The 17,350-nt window shown below is 62.1% G+C and carries 16 protein-coding genes and 1 tRNA gene; 8 read left to right on the forward strand and 9 right to left on the reverse strand.

Annotation, left to right across the window (positions count from 1 at the left end; all coding sequences use genetic code 11):
• Positions 1 to 185 precede the first annotated feature (185 nt).
• Positions 186 to 1,199: a GGDEF domain-containing protein gene (locus OSC50_RS23710; RefSeq protein WP_181081446.1), complete on the forward strand. Its 1,014-nt coding sequence runs from the start codon at positions 186 to 188 to the stop codon at positions 1,197 to 1,199.
• A 70-nt stretch (positions 1,200 to 1,269) separates the two neighbouring features.
• On the opposite strand, the gene gabT is transcribed toward OSC50_RS23710, so the two are convergent.
• From gabT to OSC50_RS23725, 3 genes are all read right to left on the reverse strand, one after another.
• Positions 1,270 to 2,547, reverse strand: a complete 1,278-nt coding sequence (gabT, locus tag OSC50_RS23715; protein ID WP_181081445.1) for a 4-aminobutyrate--2-oxoglutarate transaminase — start codon at positions 2,545 to 2,547, stop codon at positions 1,270 to 1,272.
• Positions 2,548 to 2,729: 182 nt separating this feature from the next.
• Entirely contained in the window at positions 2,730 to 4,172 is a 1,443-nt protein-coding gene (gene gabD, locus OSC50_RS23720; protein WP_181081444.1) for an NADP-dependent succinate-semialdehyde dehydrogenase, read from the reverse strand.
• 222 nt (positions 4,173 to 4,394) lie between these two features.
• Positions 4,395 to 5,219 carry an AraC family transcriptional regulator gene (locus OSC50_RS23725; protein WP_266245391.1) on the reverse strand — a complete coding sequence of 275 codons (825 nt, stop codon included), beginning with the start codon at positions 5,217 to 5,219 and terminating at the stop codon, positions 4,395 to 4,397.
• A 133-nt stretch (positions 5,220 to 5,352) separates the two neighbouring features.
• On the opposite strand from OSC50_RS23725, the gene OSC50_RS23730 reads away from it, so the two are divergent.
• From OSC50_RS23730 to OSC50_RS23750, 5 genes are all read left to right on the forward strand, one after another.
• The gene (locus tag OSC50_RS23730) at positions 5,353 to 5,541 is read left to right on the forward strand and encodes a DUF1656 domain-containing protein (protein WP_181081442.1); all 189 of its coding nucleotides are present in this window, start codon (positions 5,353 to 5,355) and stop codon (positions 5,539 to 5,541) included.
• A gap of 12 nt (positions 5,542 to 5,553) precedes the next feature.
• On the forward strand, positions 5,554 to 6,462 hold the full coding sequence (locus OSC50_RS23735) for an efflux RND transporter periplasmic adaptor subunit (protein WP_266245387.1): 909 nt from the start codon (positions 5,554 to 5,556) through the stop codon (positions 6,460 to 6,462).
• The gene (locus OSC50_RS23740; protein ID WP_266245385.1) at positions 6,462 to 8,438 is read left to right on the forward strand and encodes an FUSC family protein; all 1,977 of its coding nucleotides are present in this window, start codon (positions 6,462 to 6,464) and stop codon (positions 8,436 to 8,438) included. Before OSC50_RS23735 ends, OSC50_RS23740 begins: the two co-directional genes overlap by 1 nt.
• A 61-nt stretch (positions 8,439 to 8,499) precedes the next feature.
• A complete protein-coding gene (locus OSC50_RS23745; RefSeq protein ID WP_266245383.1) occupies positions 8,500 to 8,664 on the forward strand; it encodes a hypothetical protein in 165 nt (54 codons plus the stop codon).
• A 78-nt stretch (positions 8,665 to 8,742) separates the two neighbouring features.
• Positions 8,743 to 8,819: transfer RNA gene (locus OSC50_RS23750), tRNA-Arg, on the forward strand.
• Between the two features lie 70 nt (positions 8,820 to 8,889).
• Here the strand turns inward: OSC50_RS23750 and OSC50_RS23755 are convergent.
• Positions 8,890 to 9,954: a 2,3-butanediol dehydrogenase gene (locus tag OSC50_RS23755; protein WP_253511962.1), complete on the reverse strand. Its 1,065-nt coding sequence runs from the start codon at positions 9,952 to 9,954 to the stop codon at positions 8,890 to 8,892.
• A 375-nt stretch (positions 9,955 to 10,329) separates the two neighbouring features.
• Between OSC50_RS23755 and OSC50_RS23760 the strand changes: the two genes are divergently transcribed.
• Entirely contained in the window at positions 10,330 to 10,965 is a 636-nt protein-coding gene (locus tag OSC50_RS23760; RefSeq protein WP_181081433.1) for a LysE family translocator, read from the forward strand.
• Positions 10,966 to 11,024: 59 nt separating this feature from the next.
• On the opposite strand, the gene OSC50_RS23765 is transcribed toward OSC50_RS23760, so the two are convergent.
• The 3 genes from OSC50_RS23765 to OSC50_RS23775 form a co-directional block, all read right to left on the reverse strand.
• On the reverse strand, positions 11,025 to 11,609 hold the full coding sequence (locus tag OSC50_RS23765) for a hypothetical protein (protein WP_266245381.1): 585 nt from the start codon (positions 11,607 to 11,609) through the stop codon (positions 11,025 to 11,027).
• Positions 11,606 to 12,178, reverse strand: a complete 573-nt coding sequence (locus OSC50_RS23770) for an RNA polymerase sigma factor (protein ID WP_266245380.1) — start codon at positions 12,176 to 12,178, stop codon at positions 11,606 to 11,608. Before OSC50_RS23770 ends, OSC50_RS23765 begins: the two co-directional genes overlap by 4 nt.
• Before the next feature lie 101 nt (positions 12,179 to 12,279).
• Positions 12,280 to 13,920: a vWA domain-containing protein gene (locus OSC50_RS23775; protein ID WP_266245378.1), complete on the reverse strand. Its 1,641-nt coding sequence runs from the start codon at positions 13,918 to 13,920 to the stop codon at positions 12,280 to 12,282.
• A gap of 216 nt (positions 13,921 to 14,136) precedes the next feature.
• Here OSC50_RS23775 and OSC50_RS23780 point away from each other — a divergent pair, with 216 nt between their 5' ends.
• A complete protein-coding gene (locus OSC50_RS23780) occupies positions 14,137 to 16,308 on the forward strand; it encodes a M10 family metallopeptidase C-terminal domain-containing protein (RefSeq protein WP_266245376.1) in 2,172 nt (723 codons plus the stop codon).
• 9 nt (positions 16,309 to 16,317) lie between these two features.
• Here OSC50_RS23780 and OSC50_RS23785 read toward each other — a convergent pair whose 3' ends face one another.
• Both OSC50_RS23785 and OSC50_RS23790 read right to left on the reverse strand, forming a co-directional pair.
• Positions 16,318 to 16,968, reverse strand: a complete 651-nt coding sequence (locus tag OSC50_RS23785; RefSeq protein WP_266245374.1) for a DUF799 domain-containing protein — start codon at positions 16,966 to 16,968, stop codon at positions 16,318 to 16,320.
• Entirely contained in the window at positions 16,965 to 17,327 is a 363-nt protein-coding gene (locus OSC50_RS23790) for a DUF4810 domain-containing protein (RefSeq protein ID WP_094066098.1), read from the reverse strand. The genes OSC50_RS23785 and OSC50_RS23790 overlap by 4 nt, the downstream gene beginning before the upstream one ends.
• Positions 17,328 to 17,350 lie beyond the last annotated feature (23 nt).

A 17,350-nucleotide genomic window follows, 5' to 3' on the forward strand; every position in this document is an offset into this window, starting at 1 on the left:
CGCTGCGGGAGGGCCTTCCCTCCCGCGCGACCTGTTTTTGGCGTCATTTACCGGGCGCCGCCATTCGACACCGTTGACGGAACTTCACCGCAATTAGCCTCTCTCAAAGAACACTTCGCCATCATGGTGGCCCCTTGTTGTGACCGCTGCTCCACCTTGCGGCGCGCCCAGAGAGAGATGTGCCGATGGTTCAAGAAAAGCCCCACTTACCCGACCCGCCCGCAGTTGAACAACCGCGTCCGGCCGCGGCTTCGACCCTGCTGGCGCTGGTGCATGCCCAGGGTGAGGTCGAGCGGCTGAGTGAGCGCGAGCAACTTCTAAGCTCGCTGCTGGTGAGTGTGAATGCCGTGCTGTGGGCCGTGGAGTGGGAGACTCGCCGCGTGCTGTACGTCAGCCCGGCCTACGAACGAGTATTCGGCCGCCCCGCCAGCCTGCTGCTCGCCGATCACCGCGAATGGCGCAACAGCATTCACCCCGAAGACCTCGATTACGCCGAACACAGCATGGCCCGCGTGCTGGACCAGGGCGCTGTGGAAGACCGCGAGTACCGCATCATCACTGCCGAGGGCAAGATTCGCTGGCTGAGCGACAAGTGCTACATCAACCAGCAGGTCGAGCCCGGCGAGCCGGTGATCGTGGTAGGCATGGCCGAGGACATCACTGAAAAAAAGCAGATGGAGCTGGAGCTGCACCGTCTGGCTACCACCGACGTGCTGACCCAGAGCAGCAACCGCCGGCACTTCTTCGAGTGCGCCAACCAAGCCTTCGACACCGCCAGCGTGCAAGGCGCGCCGCTGGCCTTTCTGTTGCTGGACATTGATGATTTCAAGGACATCAACGACACCTACGGCCACCTTGAAGGCGACCAGGTGTTGCGGCGTATCGCTGAAAGCGGCCGAGGAGTACTGCGCCGTGGCGATCTGTTCGGGCGCATCGGCGGTGAAGAATTTGCCGCCGTACTGCCCGGTTGCGCGCCGGAGATGGCACTGCAGGTGGCAGAGCGCCTGGGCAAGGAGATCCAGGCGCTGAATTTCAGCTACGAAGGCCAGGCGTTTGGCGTGACGGTCAGCCAAGGCCTGGCCAATCTCAGTGAGGAAGATTCAACCCTGGACAACCTGTTCGCCCGCGCCGACGCGGCCATGTACGAAGCCAAGCGCCAAGGCAAGAACCGTATTATCGTCGCCACCGCCGACTGCTAGCGCGCCCGAAGCAGCCCCACGGCGCGCACAAAAAAACCGCCGAGGCGGTTTTTTTTGTGCGCGGTGGTTATCAGAGTTCGGAGAAGCACTCTTCGATAATCGCCAAGCCTTTGTCCAACTGCTCGTCCGGCGAGGTCAGCGGTACCAGCACGCGCAGTACGTTGCCGTAAGTGCCGCAGGACAGCAGGATCAGGCCCTTGTCGCGCGCTTTGGCCACCACGGCGGCTACGGCGGCGGCGTTCGGCTTGTGGCTGTCGCCGTCTTCGAACAGCTCGACTGCGATCATCGCGCCCAGTGCCCGCACTTCGCCGATAACCGGGTACTTGGCCTGGATGGCTTTCAGACCAGACACCAGGCGCTCGCCGACGGCTTTGCAGCGGTCCAGCAGGTGCTCTTCTTCAAATACTTCCATTACGGCCAGTGCCGCGGCGCAGGCGATCGGGCTACCGGCGTAGGTGCCGCCCAGGCCACCTGGGGCGATGGCGTCCATGTACTCGGCCTTGCCACACACACCGGCCAACGGGAAGCCGCCGGCAATGGATTTGGCGAAGGTGGTCAGGTCGGCGGCCACACCCATCTGTTCCATGGCGAAGAACGTACCGGTACGGCCGGCGCCGGTTTGCACTTCGTCGGCGATCAACAGGATGCCGTGCTTGTCGCACAATTCGCGCAGGCGCTGCATGAAGGCTTTCGGCGCAACGTAGAAACCGCCTTCACCCTGCACCGGCTCGATGATGATCGCGGCGATATCGCGCGGTTCGGCATCGTTCTTGAAGATGCGTTCGATGCTGGCGATCGAATCGTCGATGCTCACACCATGCAGTTCGTTCGGGTACAGCGCGCGGAAGATGCCGCCGGGCATCAGGCCCATGCCGGCCGAGTAAGGCACGACCTTACCGGTCAGGCCCAGGGTCATCATGGTACGGCCGTGGTAGGCACCGGTGAACGCGATCACGCCGGCACGGCCCGTGGCGGCGCGGGCGATTTTCACGGCGTTTTCGACGGCTTCGGAACCGGTGGTGACCAACAGGGTTTTCTTGGCGAAATCACCTGGAACCTTGGCGTTGATTTTTTCGCACAGCTCCACGTAAGGCTCGTAGGCCAGGACCTGGAAGCAGGTGTGGGTCAGCTTGTTCAGCTGTTCGGTCACGGCGGCGATGATTTTGGGATGCACGTGGCCGGTGTTCAGCACGGCGATGCCGCCGGCGAAGTCGATGAACTCGCGACCTTCAACGTCGGTCACGGTGGCGTTTTTCGCCGATTCGGCGAAGATCGGGTGAATCTGGCCAACCCCGCGCGGTACAGCGGCTTCGCGGCGTTTCATCAGGGATGCGTTGGTCTTGCTCATAAAGTCCTCATTCGCCACTCATCGGGTGGCGTGGTCCAAGGAATACGTGGCGGGGAGGCAACTACGGCAGCATGCGATGATCGACTGCCACAGCTTTCCCGGCCACTACGAATAACGATGTGAAACACGCAAAGGGTCAGCGCTCTCGTGCCCTCTGCGTTTACTGCAATCTCTTGCAGGGCTTAGATGCCCAGGCAGAGGTATTTGATTTCCAGGTAATCCTCGATCCCGTACTTGGACCCTTCACGGCCCAGGCCCGAGGCCTTGATGCCGCCGAACGGCGCCACTTCATTGGAGATCAACCCGGTGTTGACGCCGACCATGCCGTATTCCAGGGCTTCGGCCACGCGGAACACACGGCCCAGGTCGCGGGCGTAGAAGTAGGAAGCCAGGCCGAACTCGGTGTCGTTGGACATGGCGATCACTTCGGCTTCGTCTTTGAAGCGGAACAGCGGCGCCAGCGGGCCGAAGGTTTCTTCCTTGGCCACGGCAGCGTCTTTGGGCACGTCGACCAGGATCGTCGGTTCAAAGAAGTTACCTTCCATGACCTTGCCACCGGCCAGCAGCCTGGCGCCTTTGCTCAGGGCATCGGCGATGTGTTCCTGCACCTTGGCCACGGCTTTTTCGTCGATCAGCGGGCCGGTGGTGGTGCCTTCCTCCAGACCGTTGCCGATCTTGAGCTTGGCCACCGCCACCTTGAGTTTTTCGGCGAACGCGTCGTACACCGAATCCTGGATGTACAGGCGGTTAGCGCAGACGCAGGTCTGGCCGTTGTTGCGGTACTTGGAGATGATCGCGCCTTCGACGGCCTTATCCAGGTCAGCGTCGTCGAACACGATGAACGGCGCGTTGCCGCCCAGTTCCAGGGAGACTTTCTTGATGTCCTTGGCGCATTCGGCCATCAATTGGCGACCGATTTCGGTCGAACCGGTGAAGGACAACTTGCGCACGATCGGGTTGCTGGTCAGCTCGCCACCGATGTCGCCGGCGCTGCCGGTGACCACGCTCAGCACGCCTTTGGGGATACCGGCACGGTGCGCCAGCTCAACCAGGGCCAGGGCCGAGAATGGGGTTTGCGACGCTGGCTTGATGACCATGGTGCAGCCGGCGGCCAGGGCCGGGCCGGCTTTACGGGTGATCATCGCGGCCGGGAAGTTCCACGGGGTAATGGCGGCGGTTACGCCGATCGGCTGCTTGATTACGATCAGGCGCTTGTCGGGCTGGTGGCCGGGGATCACGTCACCGTAGATGCGCTTGGCTTCTTCGGCGAACCACTCGATAAAGGACGCGGCGTAGACGATTTCGCCCTTGGCTTCGGCCAGCGGCTTGCCTTGTTCGAGGGTCATCAGGCGACCGAGGTCTTCCTGGTTTTCGATCAGCAGTTCGAACCAACGGCGCAGCTTGTTGGCGCGCTCCTTGGCGGTCAGTGCACGCCAGGCCGGCAGCGCCTTGTCGGCGGCTTCGATGGCGCGGCGGGTTTCCGCGGCGCCCATTTTTGGCACGGTGCCGAGAATCTCACCGGTGGCCGGGTTGTTGACCTTGATGGTCTGGCCGTTGTCCGCATCGACCCAAGCGCCATCGATAAAGGCTTGCTGGCGGAACAACTGGGCATCTTTAAGCTGCATGTCGGGTTTCCTTAACAGCACCGCGCGCACGCGGAGCGAATTAGAGTTGTTGAAAGGCGCCTTGTGGGCTGCCGTCAGGGAAATCAGCCCCTGCGCGCGATTGAAGCGAAAAAGCGCACGGGAGACAGAGCGTTTGAAATCTCAAACGAATCCTAGGATCAATGGGGGTACAGGGCAATAGGATGTTCGAAAAAAAGAACGAAAACGGCGAATTCGCCGACGTTATCTGACCAGCGTAGGCACTGCCGCAGGCTTGGCCATGCCCGTACTGCGCACGTAACGTGCCGGCGATGCCCCCAGGGTTTTTCGGAACATACTGATAAAAGAACTCACCGACTCATAACCCAGTATTTCGGCCGTGCGCTGCACGGATTCCCCTTCCGCCAGACTCTGCAACGCCACAATCAACTGCCATTGCCTGCGCCACTGGCCAAAGGTCAGGCCCGTTTCGCTTTTCACCAGTCGCGCCAACGAACGCTCGCTCATGGCGACCTCACGCGCCCAATCGCCGATGGTCGAGCGGTTGGAGGGGGCCTGCGCCAGCGCCTTGGCGATGGCACGCAATGGGGCAGCCGCCGGAAGGGGCAAATACAGCTGCTCGCAACGCGCCATTTCCAGTTGTTCGAGCAATACGCCGGTCAAGCGTGCCGTGGGTGAGTCAGGCGGGTACGCCGGGTCCTGCTCACTGAGATGAAAGATCAGTTCGAGAATCAACGGCGACAGCACCAACGTGCAGCATTGCTTCGGAAGCACAGCCACCTCCGGCTCAACCAGCAGAAAACACACTTGCCCATTCGCTGTGACCCGGTTGCTGTGCGCAACGCCAGCGGGGATCCACACGCCGAATCCCGACGGCACCATCCACACCCCATCTTCCACGGTACACACGATGCCGCCGCGACACGCCACGACCAACTGGCCCTTGCGGTGCTTATGGACGGGAAACTCCTTGTCGTTCTGCTGTGTCGTGAGCATCAGCGCCACGGCGGGCTGACAAAGGTCGTCCAGTTCGAACTGCTCCTGTGACTGGCGCTGAACGTCCTGCATTGGCATCTCTCACATTGGCTGGATTTGACTATTAATTGGCAGTGTAGTCGATATCGGCACATCAGGTTGTTGCGTAGCATTCTCATCAAGTACCGCCCGCGCCCTGCGGGCCTATCGATATCCGGTGATGAAGATGCTGAGTGAACTGTCCATTGCGAATCTCTACATCCCTCCGTTGCTGGCCTATCTGGTCGCGTCGGCACTGGCCTACCAAGCGTTGAAACATTGGGTCGGTGGTCCCTTGGCGTGGACCTGGCATCCCAGCCTGTCGCGCTTTTTTGTGCTGCTGATCATTTTGGCCACGCTGTTTCTGACGGTTTAAGTGAGGCCGCCTATGTCTGCCGTCAAATACCTGAAGACCTGCGCGACCCTGGCTTTGGGCCTTGTCGCCCTGGCCTTGTGCATACAGCTGTGGCGTGCCTACGTGCTGGCGCCCTGGACCCGCGATGGGCGAGTCAGCGCTCAAGTTATCCGCATAGCCCCGGAGGTGTCCGGCCAAGTCGAACATCTGGCGGTGGCTGATAATCAATGGGTGTCCAGAGGCGATCTGCTCTACCGCATCGACCAGCGCGACTATTTGCTGGCCCAGCGCCAACGGGCGGCGGAGCTGGCCGAAGCGCAAAGTGTGTTTGAGCAACGCAACGAACAATTCAAACGTCGCACTCGCCTAGGTGACGCCATTGCCCGTGAGGAAATCGACAACGCCGCCCGCGTACTGAATGTCGCCAAGGCTCGCCTCGATGCCGCACAGGGCCAATTGGCCAGGGCCCGGCTGGATCTGGACCGCACCACGATACGTTCGCCGGTGGACGGCTACGTGACTCAACTTCGTTTGCAGCCGGGCGATTACGCGGCACAAGGCGAGACCAATATCTTCGTGGTCGATAGCCACAGCTTCTGGGTCACCGGCTACTTCGAAGAGACCAAGCTTTCGCGTATCCGCAAAGGCGCCCCAGCGTCGATCAAGCTGATGGGGTTCACGCCATTACTCCAGGGGCATGTCGCCAGCATCGGGCGCGGGATCGCAGACGGCAATGAGCTGCGCAGCGACAGCGGATTACCTCAAGTCAGCCCGACGTTCAGCTGGATACGCCTTGCCCAGCGCGTACCTGTACGCATCGAACTGGATAACGTGCCGACAGAGGTCGAACTGGCCGCCGGGATGACCGCGAGCGTTGAAATTGTCGAGGCAACGTCGGCATCGCATTGGCGGTTCATAAGCTGGCTTCAGGAGTACATGTAATGGTGGGGCATCTGCGGCGCGTGCTCGACTCACTGCCTTTACCCTGGACGGCCGATACGTTCGCTTATGTGTGGCGCAGCATCGCCGCGGCGACGCTTGCGCTCTGGCTGGGTTTTGAGCTGCAACTGGATTCGCCGTTTTCGGCTGCGTCCACCGTGCTCCTGCTGGTGCATCCGGTGCAAGGGGCGGTGGTCGGCAAGGGTTTCAACCGTATGGTTGGAACCCTTATCGGCATCACTGCGGCATTTATCCTGCTGGGCATGTTCGCCCAGCAGATGCTGCTCTTCATTCTGGGTGTCGGTCTGTGGCTTGGCTTATGTGTGGCGGCAATGACGGTGCTGCGCCATTACCAGTCAACGGCGGCGGTCGTCGCCGGGTACACCGTGTGCCTGGCGTTGGGCCCCGCCATTGTCGCCCCCGAACAAGGCTTCGATCACATCGTGACCCGAGGCACCGCCGTGGTGATCGGTGTATTCAGCCTCAGCCTTATCGCCACGCTGGGCAGTCGTAAAACCATTGATCGCAAGCTGCTGGACACGCTTGTCGACGTGTCTGCCCGCGCTGCACGTCAACTGTCTGATCGATTCGCGGGCGAGGACACGCCTGAGCTGGTCTCACGACGCGCGCAGCTCTCGATGGACATCGGGCGAGTGGATGATCTTCTCGGCATCGGCTGGGGTGAGTCCGTGCTTATCCGGACGCGTCTGCCGGTTATTCAAACCGGCCTCGCCCAGCTGCAATCGGCGGTTATGGACAGGCGCCTGAACGATCGCGATGCTGCGGGGCATTGGTTGAACCGGATCAGTACCCCGCTCTGTCACCTGGGCCAGGCGTTGACCGACCGAACCCTCGATTTCACCGCGGCGGCGGATCGGGTGAAACAACTCATCAACGTGCTTGTAAGCGCAGGATCGGTTGACGACCTTTCAGCAGAGTCTGCCCGCGCGCCGTTACAAATGGAGCGTCTGCGTGAACAGCTGGCGGACCTGCACGACGCCCTGCGCAGCTTCTCCAGCCTTGAACGCAACACTCAAGCGCGCCACGCCGTGGCCGGGTTTCATCGCAACTATCAGGACGCCATACGCAACGGTATCCGAGCCTTGGGCGCCACCCTGGTCGCCGGCGCCGTGTGGTACCTGAGCGCCTGGAATCAAGGCCCCACCCTGCTGGCGGTGCTGGGGCCCTGCTGCACCCTGTCGGCTGCAGGGCCCGACCCGGTTCAAGGCGTCATCGGCTTCATTAAAGGGACTCTTTACGCCACGTTGGCCGCAGTGGTGTGCAAATTCTTACTGATGCCGTCGATCAATGGCTTTCCACTGCTCGCAGTGATGCTGGCGATGTTCTGGTCATTCGGCATTCATGCCACCACCCGACCTCGACAGGCCCTCACCGGGATTGCCTACCTGATTGCGTTCAACACGCTGGTCAGCACCGGCGCGACCGCTCATTACGACTTCGCCGAATTCATCAACCAAGTGCTCGCCTGGTTCGTCGCGATGGGTATCTGTCTGCTGGCGTTCAACGTCGTTCCCAAAAAGCCCCAGCACACTGTGCAGGCACTTAAACAGTCGCTGCTTACCGCCACGCGCCGGCTTCTGCGTCGAGGAGCAACGCTCAATCATCGCAAGTGGCAAGCGCAACAGCAGCACCGCATCGTCTCCTTGAAAAGCCTGTTGGGCGCCGACCGTCAGGGTGACTGCGAGGCTGGCTATTTATCGCTCCAACTCAGCCGTGAACTCGCACGGCTACAACGACACATACGTCGCCTGGCCCCCGGCTCGCCAATTGCTCGCTGCGCGGCCACGGCCACCAGAAGGCTGGCCCAGTCGGCTGACCACACCGCCATCAGCGCCGCTCAAGCACGCAGAGCAGCCAAGTCCATGCAGCGCCTGGGCGCCGAGCAGTGGGCAGCACGTTACCGAGACCTGGCCTGGTTGCTGGAGCAATACGAAAACGCAACGACCGCCATCACCTGAAGGTCGGCCGCTTTCGCGGTATTGCCGACTGCTTATTCCCACTCACGAAGGTACTTGCAGAATGAACACGTTATTCAAGTGGATCGCGCTCGCTTCAATCATCACCCTGCCGGTGTTTGCCCACGCGGAAGGCGGCGCTGATGCTTTGACGCGCTGGCATGAGCAAAACAAGACGACTCTGCCAAAAGACCACAAACACCAGCACAGCCACCTGCCGCAGACGTAAGACCTTGCCCTGATTTGCCCCTTCACCGCCCTGCAACTGGACGCCCCCCGGCCAGATGAGTATCATGGCGCCCGCATCGCATCCGTAGCTCAGCTGGATAGAGTACTGCCCTCCGAAGGCAGGGGTCGTGGGTTCGAATCCCGCCGGGTGCACCAGATACACATGAAAAAGCCCCAAGTCGAAAGACCTGGGGCTTTTTCATGTGTGTTGGGATCACATCCCCCTTCAAACCCGCGCCGGCGACACAATGATCTTCACGTTGTGTTCCTTGTTTTTAACCAATTCCTCAAAACCTTCCCCCACGATCTGTTCCAGCTGAATACGCCCCGTCACCAACGGCGTGATATCCAGCCGCCCATCGGCGATAAACGCGATGACATCCGCGAACTCGCCGTTATAGGCCAACGCGCCGAGTACCTGTTTCTCCGTGGCCACCAACTCGAAGAAGTTGAATTCGCTGGGTTCTTCGAAGATGCCCACCAGCACGCACTTGCCGGCTTTGCGGATCAGGTCGATGGCAAGTTTGGCCGTGTGTTTGTTGCCGATGCATTCAAAGCTGACATCCGCGCCGAGCCCGCCGGTGAGGCGGCGGACTTCGGCCAGGGCGTCGCATTGGTTGGGATCGAGTACGTGGGTCGCGCCTACCTCCCGGGCCTTGGCCTTGCGGGCTGCGGACATTTCCAGGGCGATCACTTGCGCCGCGCCCGCTGCTTTGGCGCACATGATGGTGCACAGCCCGATGGTGCCGGCGCCGACCACTACGACGTTTTGCCCCAGCAGGCTACCGGCCTTTTTCACCGCGTGCATGCCCACCGCCAGCGGCTCGATCAGTGCACCGGCTTCGGCGGGGAAGTTGGCGGGCAGCTTGTACAGCAGGTTGGCAGGTACGTTGACAAGTTCGGCGAAGGCGCCGTTGTTCATCAGCCCGGTGAACGCCAGGTTTTCACAGATGTTGTACAGCCCGTGGGTGCAGTAGTAGCAGGTGCCGCAATGCTGGCAGGCATCGGCCGCCACCGGTTCACCGACGCTGAAGCCCTCCACGCCGGCGCCGATCTCAACGATTTCGCCACAGAACTCATGACCGAGAATGCACTGGCCCTTGATGCCGGTCAGCGGGTGTGGCGCGTCGACCGGGATAAACACCGGGCCGGCCACGTACTCATGCAGATCGGAGCCGCAGATGCCGCACCATTGCACGCGGATCTGCACCCAGCCGGCGGGCGGCGCGTCGGGCAGGGGCACATCTTCCACGCGGATATCGTGGCGGCCGTGCCAGACAGCGGCACGCATGCTGCGTTGCGGATTGATCGTTAGGGTCATGGCAAGGCTCCTTGAAACGGCAGTGAGTGACGAACCCCGACGGGGTTGCGAGGGCCAGAGCAAGGCCGGTGCCATCTGCGCGAAAATCCTCGAACAGGCGTTTTTTAGAGCGATCCGTGGCACAACCCCCGCTGGCCGCAATCACCGTCGAATGAGACGCCTTGAATCAGCCCTCTGAGAAAGCGCTGAGCAATTGGGACGCTCCGTCTCATCGCTGCGTGCCTGTATGACGTTTTGTCGGGCCATCTGTATCTAACGCGCCGTCTTCGGCGGCCCTACCATCGTGCGCATCCAGCCACTCGCGACCACGCGCCCACGGCTGGCGTTACCTACAGGAGTTACCCCATGCCCGAACTGTCGAGCCTGCTGGCGTTTGGTCTGATTTGCCTCGGGATGGTGCTGACGCCAGGCCCGAACATGATCTATCTGATCTCCCGCTCGATCTGCCAAGGGCGGGTCGCGGGCTTGATTTCCCTGGGCGGCGTGGCGTTGGGTTTTGTGGTTTATATGCTCTGCGCGGCGCTGGGTATTACCGCTCTGCTGATGGCGGTGCCCTTTGCGTATGACGCGCTCAAGCTCGGCGGCGCATTGTATTTGCTGTACCTGGCCTGGCAAGCGGTGAAGCCCGGTGGTCGTTCGGCGTTTCAGTTGCGCGATCTGCCTCGGGACGGGCCGCGCAGGTTGTTTATGATGGGCTTTGTCACCAACCTGCTGAACCCTAAAGTCGCGGTGATATACCTGTCGTTGCTGCCCCAATTCATCGTGCCCGACGGCCACGGCAGTGTGCTGGCGCAGTCCCTCGTGCTGGGGTTTACCCAGATCATGATCAGTGTGAGCGTTAACGCGTTGATCGCCCTGTCGGCGGGCTCCATCGCCACGTTTCTGGCGGCCAAACCACTATGGCAATGGGTACAGCGCTGGTTGATGGGGACGGTGCTGGCAGGGCTGGCTGTGCGCATGGCGCTGGAAGGGCGGCGCTGAAGGCGCAGCGTAAAAAAGCCCCAGGTTGAAAGACCTGGGGCTTTTTCGTGGGCCTGGTTTCAGCGCGGCTGCAGCGCCTCCAACCGCGCCGGCAAATCCTCCTGGGGAAAGCGCTGGTGCAGCGCCAGCAGTTTTTCATCCGCCGCTCGGGTTTGGCCTGCTGCGCGCAGGTTCACAATTTCCTGCAACCCTTGCTCCAATGTCGGCAACGCCGGCGGCGCGCGCTTGCTCAACGGTTTGGCCGCTGGGGCCTGGGCCAGCGAGCCGGTGATTTCGGCCTGGGCACTCTCGGCCTTGGGTGCTACAGCCATACGTGCCATCGGCGCAGGGGCGGGTGCCGGAGGTGGAGCTTGGTCGTGGAGCGCGGAGAAGGTCGCGGGGGACACTTCGGGTTGCGGCACCGGCGAGCGCATGACCACGCCGATCATCAGCGCAACACCGGCAACCGTGGCGAACGCCATTTGCCAGCGTGGTCGTTGGCAGGCCTGCAGCCAGCGTTGCCACAGGTTCGGTTGCGGCGTCGGGGCTTCGCGGCGGGCGGCGTTGAGGATGAAGGCATCGAGGGACGCGGGCGGCTCGCCGGTGACGTGTTGACGAAAATGCTGGAGCAGTTGGTCGTCAGGTGTGTGTCGGGGGTCAGTCATACAGGTACCTCCTCAGCCAGCAGGCGACGCAGTTTCTGCTGGGCGTAGCGCAAGCGACTTTTTACGGTTTCCAGCGGGGTTTGAGTGAGCGCGGCGATTTGCGGTACGTCGAGGTCGCCATGCAGGCGCAGCAGGAACACTTCGCGCTGGTCCTCGGGCAAGTCTTGCAGGGCCGCGTCGAGACGCGCCTGGTCGCGGCTCAGGCTCAATTGCTGCTCGGGGCCGGGGCCGTGGTCGGGCTGGGCATGCAGTTGCTCATCGTAGCTGTCGTGCAGCGGGTTGTGGATGCCGTGCTTGCGCCAGTGGTCGATCAGGCGGTTGCGCGCAATCTGGAACAGCCACGTGCGAAAGCTCGCCCGGCCTTGTGGCGAAGTGGCGCTGCGGATCAGGCTGAGCCAGGTGTCCTGGTAGATTTCCTCGGCCAGCTCGGCCTTGTTGCTCAGGGACACGAGGAAGCGATACAGGCCTTGGCGATGCCGGGCGTACAAGACTTCGAACGCAGCGGCGTCACCGGCTCGGTAGCGGGCCAGCAGCGCTTCGTCGCTGGAGGGGTCATCTGGAACAGCCATGTAGGGGGCGCACTCCTTTTGTAAAGTTAACGCGGTTCAAAGGTGGGAGGGAGCTTGCTCCCGATGGCGGTGTATCAGTAACAAATATGTTGTGTTCGAGCTCAGGGCTTGAGGCTTTGGGCCAGCTCCACCAGTTGCACGAATTCGTTGCGCAGGCCAAACGGGTCGTCGCCTCGTGCCGAGCGGGCCAGTGCGGCGGTGTCTTTCAACGTCATGCCGCCAGTGTAGCGGCCATCGCCCTTGAGTTGCTGGGCGAACGCAGCCACTGCCGCCGCAAAGCGCAAATCGTCGCTGCCCTGGGTGGTTTGGCCAGGGATTGGCCGTTCGATCAAGCGGCTATCGCCACCTGCGGCAGGCTTGTAGCGCACGCGCAGCATTGCCAGTTCATCGGCTTGCCCCTCGGCCGCAGGCGCGCCGGCATAGCGTAGCGGTTCCAACCAGCCTTTCTCACCCTTGGGCACAATTTCGTACAACGCGGTGAGCGTATGGCCGGCGCCGATCTCTCCCGCGTCCACTTTGTCGTTGTTGAAATCCTCACGCTTCAGGGCACGATTTTCGTAGCCGAGCAGGCGATATTCACTGACCCGCGCCGGGTTGAATTCCACCTGCAATTTCACATCCCGCGCGACCACCGCCAGGGTCGAGCTGAGCTGGTCCACCAGCACCTTGCGCGCTTCACGCAAGGTGTCGATGTAGGCGTAGTTACCATCGCCGGCATCGGCCAGTTGCTCCATCAGGTGCTCGTTGTAGTTGTCCACGCCAAAGCCCAAGGTCGTGAGGGACACACCGCTTTTTCGCTGCTGCGCGGCCATCTGCTTGAGGCTGTCGAAGTCGCTGACGCCGACGTTGAAGTCACCGTCGGTGGCCAGCAGGATGCGGTTGATGCCGTTGTCGATAAAGCCTTCGCGGGCCATCTGGTAGGCCAGTTCGATACCGGATGCGCCGGCCGTGGCGCCACCGGCGGTGAGCTGGTCGATGGCGGTACGGATCGTAGCCTTGTCGCGCCCGGACGTAGGTTTGAGCACCACGCGGGACTCGCCGGCGTAGACCACCAGCGACACGCGGTCCTGCTCGCGCAATTGATCGACCAGCAATTTCAAGGTGCTTTGCACCAGCGGCAAGCCTTCGCGACGGTCCATCGAGCCGGACACATCCACCAGGAACACCAGGTTGGCCGGGGCCAGCTGCGCCACCGCGCGGTCGCTAGCCTTGATGCCGATACGCAGTAACTGGGTGTGCGGGTTCCACGGGGTGGCGGCGACTTCGGTGGTCACACCGAACGGTGAGCCATCGGTAGGCAGCGCATAGTGATAGGGGAAGTAATTGACCATTTCCTCCAGTCGCACGGCACCTTCGGGCGGCAGGCTGCCTTGATTGAGGAAACGCCGTACGTTGGCGTAGCTGCCGGTATCGACATCGGCGCTGAACGTGGACACCGGCGTTTCAGCCACGCGGTGCACCGGGTTATCCGCCAGGTTGGCGTAGTGCTCACGGGGTTCGCTGCGGTAGTCCATCACCTTCGATTCCTGCATCGCCAGGGGGGCGGGCATCGGCGCGGACATCGGCATGGGTTTGCTCAGTGCGCCTTGCACGGTGTCGGCTTCCAACCGGGAGATCGGGCCCGTGTCGGCGGGTGGCGTCACATCCTGGGAGGACGGCACTCCACAACCGGTGAGCGCCACCATCAGGGTAACGACAAAGCCTTGGGTAGCAGGACGCAGGAATAGCGAAGGACGGGACATGGGCTGAACCTCAAGTGTGAATGATCCGTTCACAAGGTCAGACGCACGTCATGAGGGGTTCGGGTTAAATCGCAGAACCGGTGACGTAAGCCTCCACTCACACTTGGTTAAACACGCGACGTGAACCAGGATTATCCCAAGACCACCTATCGGAAGCCCCGCTCCCTATCAGACGTTTGCGAACAACAGGGAGCCTTATCAACCGGAACCGACAACATGACGTACATAAGCCAGAGGACCGCACGTTCGGTTGACTATGCTGGCGATGCCTCGCCGCCTGCCACACCGCGCAAACCCTCCTACAGCACCGATCAAGCCGCTGACCAACTGCTGCGCATGGGCCGGCATTGGAGCGACCGTAATCTGGACGGCACCACCCGCCTGTCCTACCGATTCTTTACCCCCTCGCAAGCCAACCACCGCACGCCCGCCGGCGCCAATGAGTTCAGTACCGTTCAAAAGCAGCAGGCCAGGCTGTCCATGCAAGCGTGGGCTGATGTGGCGCGACTGTCGTTCACCGAAAAGGCAGCTGATGCCGAAGGGCACCTGGTGCTTGGAAATATTGCCGACAGCGGCTTGTCGGCGTATGCGTCCTACCCCCCAGGCGCGCTCGAAGGCGCACATGCCTGGTTCGCATCGGACGGCAAGAACCGGCCTTTTTCACACGGCAGTTTCAGTCGACATTTATTGACTCATGAAATCGGCCACACCCTCGGCCTCGCCCATCCTGGTCACTACAACAACAGCGGCAGTTACGCCCGGCACGCCCGTTATGCCGAGGACACTCGCGCCTACAGTGTCATGAGCTATTGGTGGGAAGGCCACCGAGGGCACGCTCACCGAAAGAACCAGCAAACCTACTATCCCAGCGCACCGATGATGGATGACATCAGCGCCCTTCAGAAGCGCTACGGCGCCAATCTCACTACCCGCGACACCGACACGGTCTACGGCTTCAACTCCAATTCCGGGCGCGACTTTCTCAGCCTTCACTCAGCAGCCGACGCGCCGTTGTTTTGTGTATGGGACGCGGGTGGCAACGATACGTTGGACTTCTCCGGCTTCCATCACGACCAGATCATCGACCTGCGGGCGGAGCATTTTTCCGATGTCGGCGGCATGCAGGGCAATGTGTCCATCGCCAAGGGCGTGACCCTGGAAAACGCCAGCGGCGGCACGGGCGACGACCATCTGATCGGCAACCATGTGGACAACCGCCTCACCGGCGGCCGGGGCGCCGACACGCTGACCGGTGGGCGTGGCCGCAACACGTTTATCTACACCCACGCCAGCGATTCCACGGTGCAGCGGCCGGACCTGATCATGGATTTCAAGAGCGGCCAGGACACACTCGACGTGTCCGCCGCATTGAAAAACGCCAACGTCAACGGCCTGACGTTTGTCTGGCGCTTCAGCGGCCGTGCCGGCGAAGCGGTAATCGACTACAACCCGCAGACCCGCCTGCACAGCCTGGCCATTGACCTGGACGGTTCCGCGCAGGCCGACCTGCTGATCACGAGCCACGGGGCAATCAAGCCTGGGGACGTGATCAGCCATACAGCGCGGGCTCCCGCGACGCCTATGCCACTGATTCCGCAGGCACCCGCCCCTGCCCCTGCATTGGCTAACCGGCAGGCACCGATTGCGTCACAGAACGTACCCAGCGCCGCCCTCAAAGGCACGCCCATGCACACGTCCGCGAAGGCCGTGGGCAGCCTGCGCGAGGTGAGTGTGATGCGTGACTCATGGGGGTACGAGCGCGTGCATCAGCGCTCGCTGGGCACGGGGTCGCTGATCGATGGTGGCAACAGCGTGCTGACCAATCAGCACGTGCACGCGGCACTCGCCAAGGGCAGCAGGCTGGAACTCTGGTTAGGCTGCGAGGAAGACAGCAGCGGCCGGCTAAAGGTGGCGCGCAAGGTGCCGCTGAGCGTCACGCCCCAAAGCAGCGACGCGCGGCTGGATTACGCAACACTGCGCGTGGACCTGCCCGCCGAGGCAAAAACCGCGCTGGCCCGCCAGTTCACGCCGCTCAGGCTGGCGACAAACCACAGCGCCCTGCCGGGGCAGAAGATCTTCATGCCCAACCACGGCCAGGCGTCCCTTGGCATCTCATTCCTGAACGCCAGCGGCCAGCCGACGACGCTCAAGGCCTACCACCAGGACAGCGTCGGGCAAACCTCGTTCTACCATGATGCCTTTAAGGTTCCCGGCACCTCCGGCTCACCGCTGATCAGCGTCGAGACCGGCGAAATCGTCGCGCTGCACAACGGCTCGATTATCGGCACGGTGGACGGGCGCCGCGAATCCCTGGGTCATGCCACACCCATCGACCTGATCCAAAGTCACCGCGAGGCCCTGCAACGTCCTTCCAGCAGGCCGACCTGACGCGCCGGGTCAGTCCGTGCCGTACTTGGGGTTGCGCGGACCATACAGAATCCCCGCTCGTTGCCCCGGCGACAGCAGGCGCGCGCTGGTGATACCGGCAATCGGGTGCGCGGCGTCGGTAGAGCTGTTGATCACCTGCTTGACCGCCGCGGTGATCAGCATGCCGATCAGACCACCGCTGTTGTTGTTGCCTTCTTCGCTGGAAGCGCGTGCGGTGCCGGTCCACAGGGTGGTGCCGGTGCGCAGGTCCACCAGTTTGGCCGAAGCGGTCACGGCGGTGTCGCTGGAGATCAGCATGTACTTGGTGCCGTACTCGGTGACGGTGATGTACAACGCCGCGTCCGCGCCGAAGATGTCATGCAGCTTGGTCGGCGGCACTGCCTGGATATCGTTGGCGGTGGTCAGGCCGTTCTGGCGGAAGGTTTCGTCCACCAGAGCAATCGGCAGCACGTAGTAGCCGGCTTCGGCCAGCGGGTACGTCACCTGCGATACCAGGCTGTAGGACGCCTGCACTTCCGGCGACTCATTGAGCGGCGGCAGCACCAGGATTGACTTGGGCCGCGCTTGTTTATACGCCGTGTAATCGACGGTCTTGGGGGCCGCGCAACCGCCGAGCAAGGCCAGGGCCAGCAGGGCGCCGGTGAGTTTTAACAGGCTCATTTAGTCGCGACTCCGGTCTTGGCGTTTTTCAGCAGAAAGTCCATGTAGGCGGCGGATTCGGGGAACAGCGCCTTCTCGGTGCGAAACTCCTGCACCATCTGGTCATCCTTGCCCATGCTCAGGTACAGCATGCCCAGGTGGGCGTGGTAACCCGGCGGCGCCTTGCGGCCACTGGCGTTGATCTTCTGCAGGTCGCGCTCCAGTGCTTCCACCTGTGCTTCCTTGGGCTCGCCCTTGAAGTATTCGTAGACCTGCGGCTGGTAGCTTTCCCATTGATACAGGGGTTGGGGCGCCGTCTGGCACCCGGCGACCGCTGCGATTGCTGCCAGCATCAGCGCTGACTTAACTGCCTTGCTCATCCGTGTACTGCTCCTTGAGGTGC

The sequence above is a fragment of the Pseudomonas quebecensis genome, assembly GCF_026410085.1.
GTDB classification, from domain to species: domain Bacteria; phylum Pseudomonadota; class Gammaproteobacteria; order Pseudomonadales; family Pseudomonadaceae; genus Aquipseudomonas; species Aquipseudomonas quebecensis.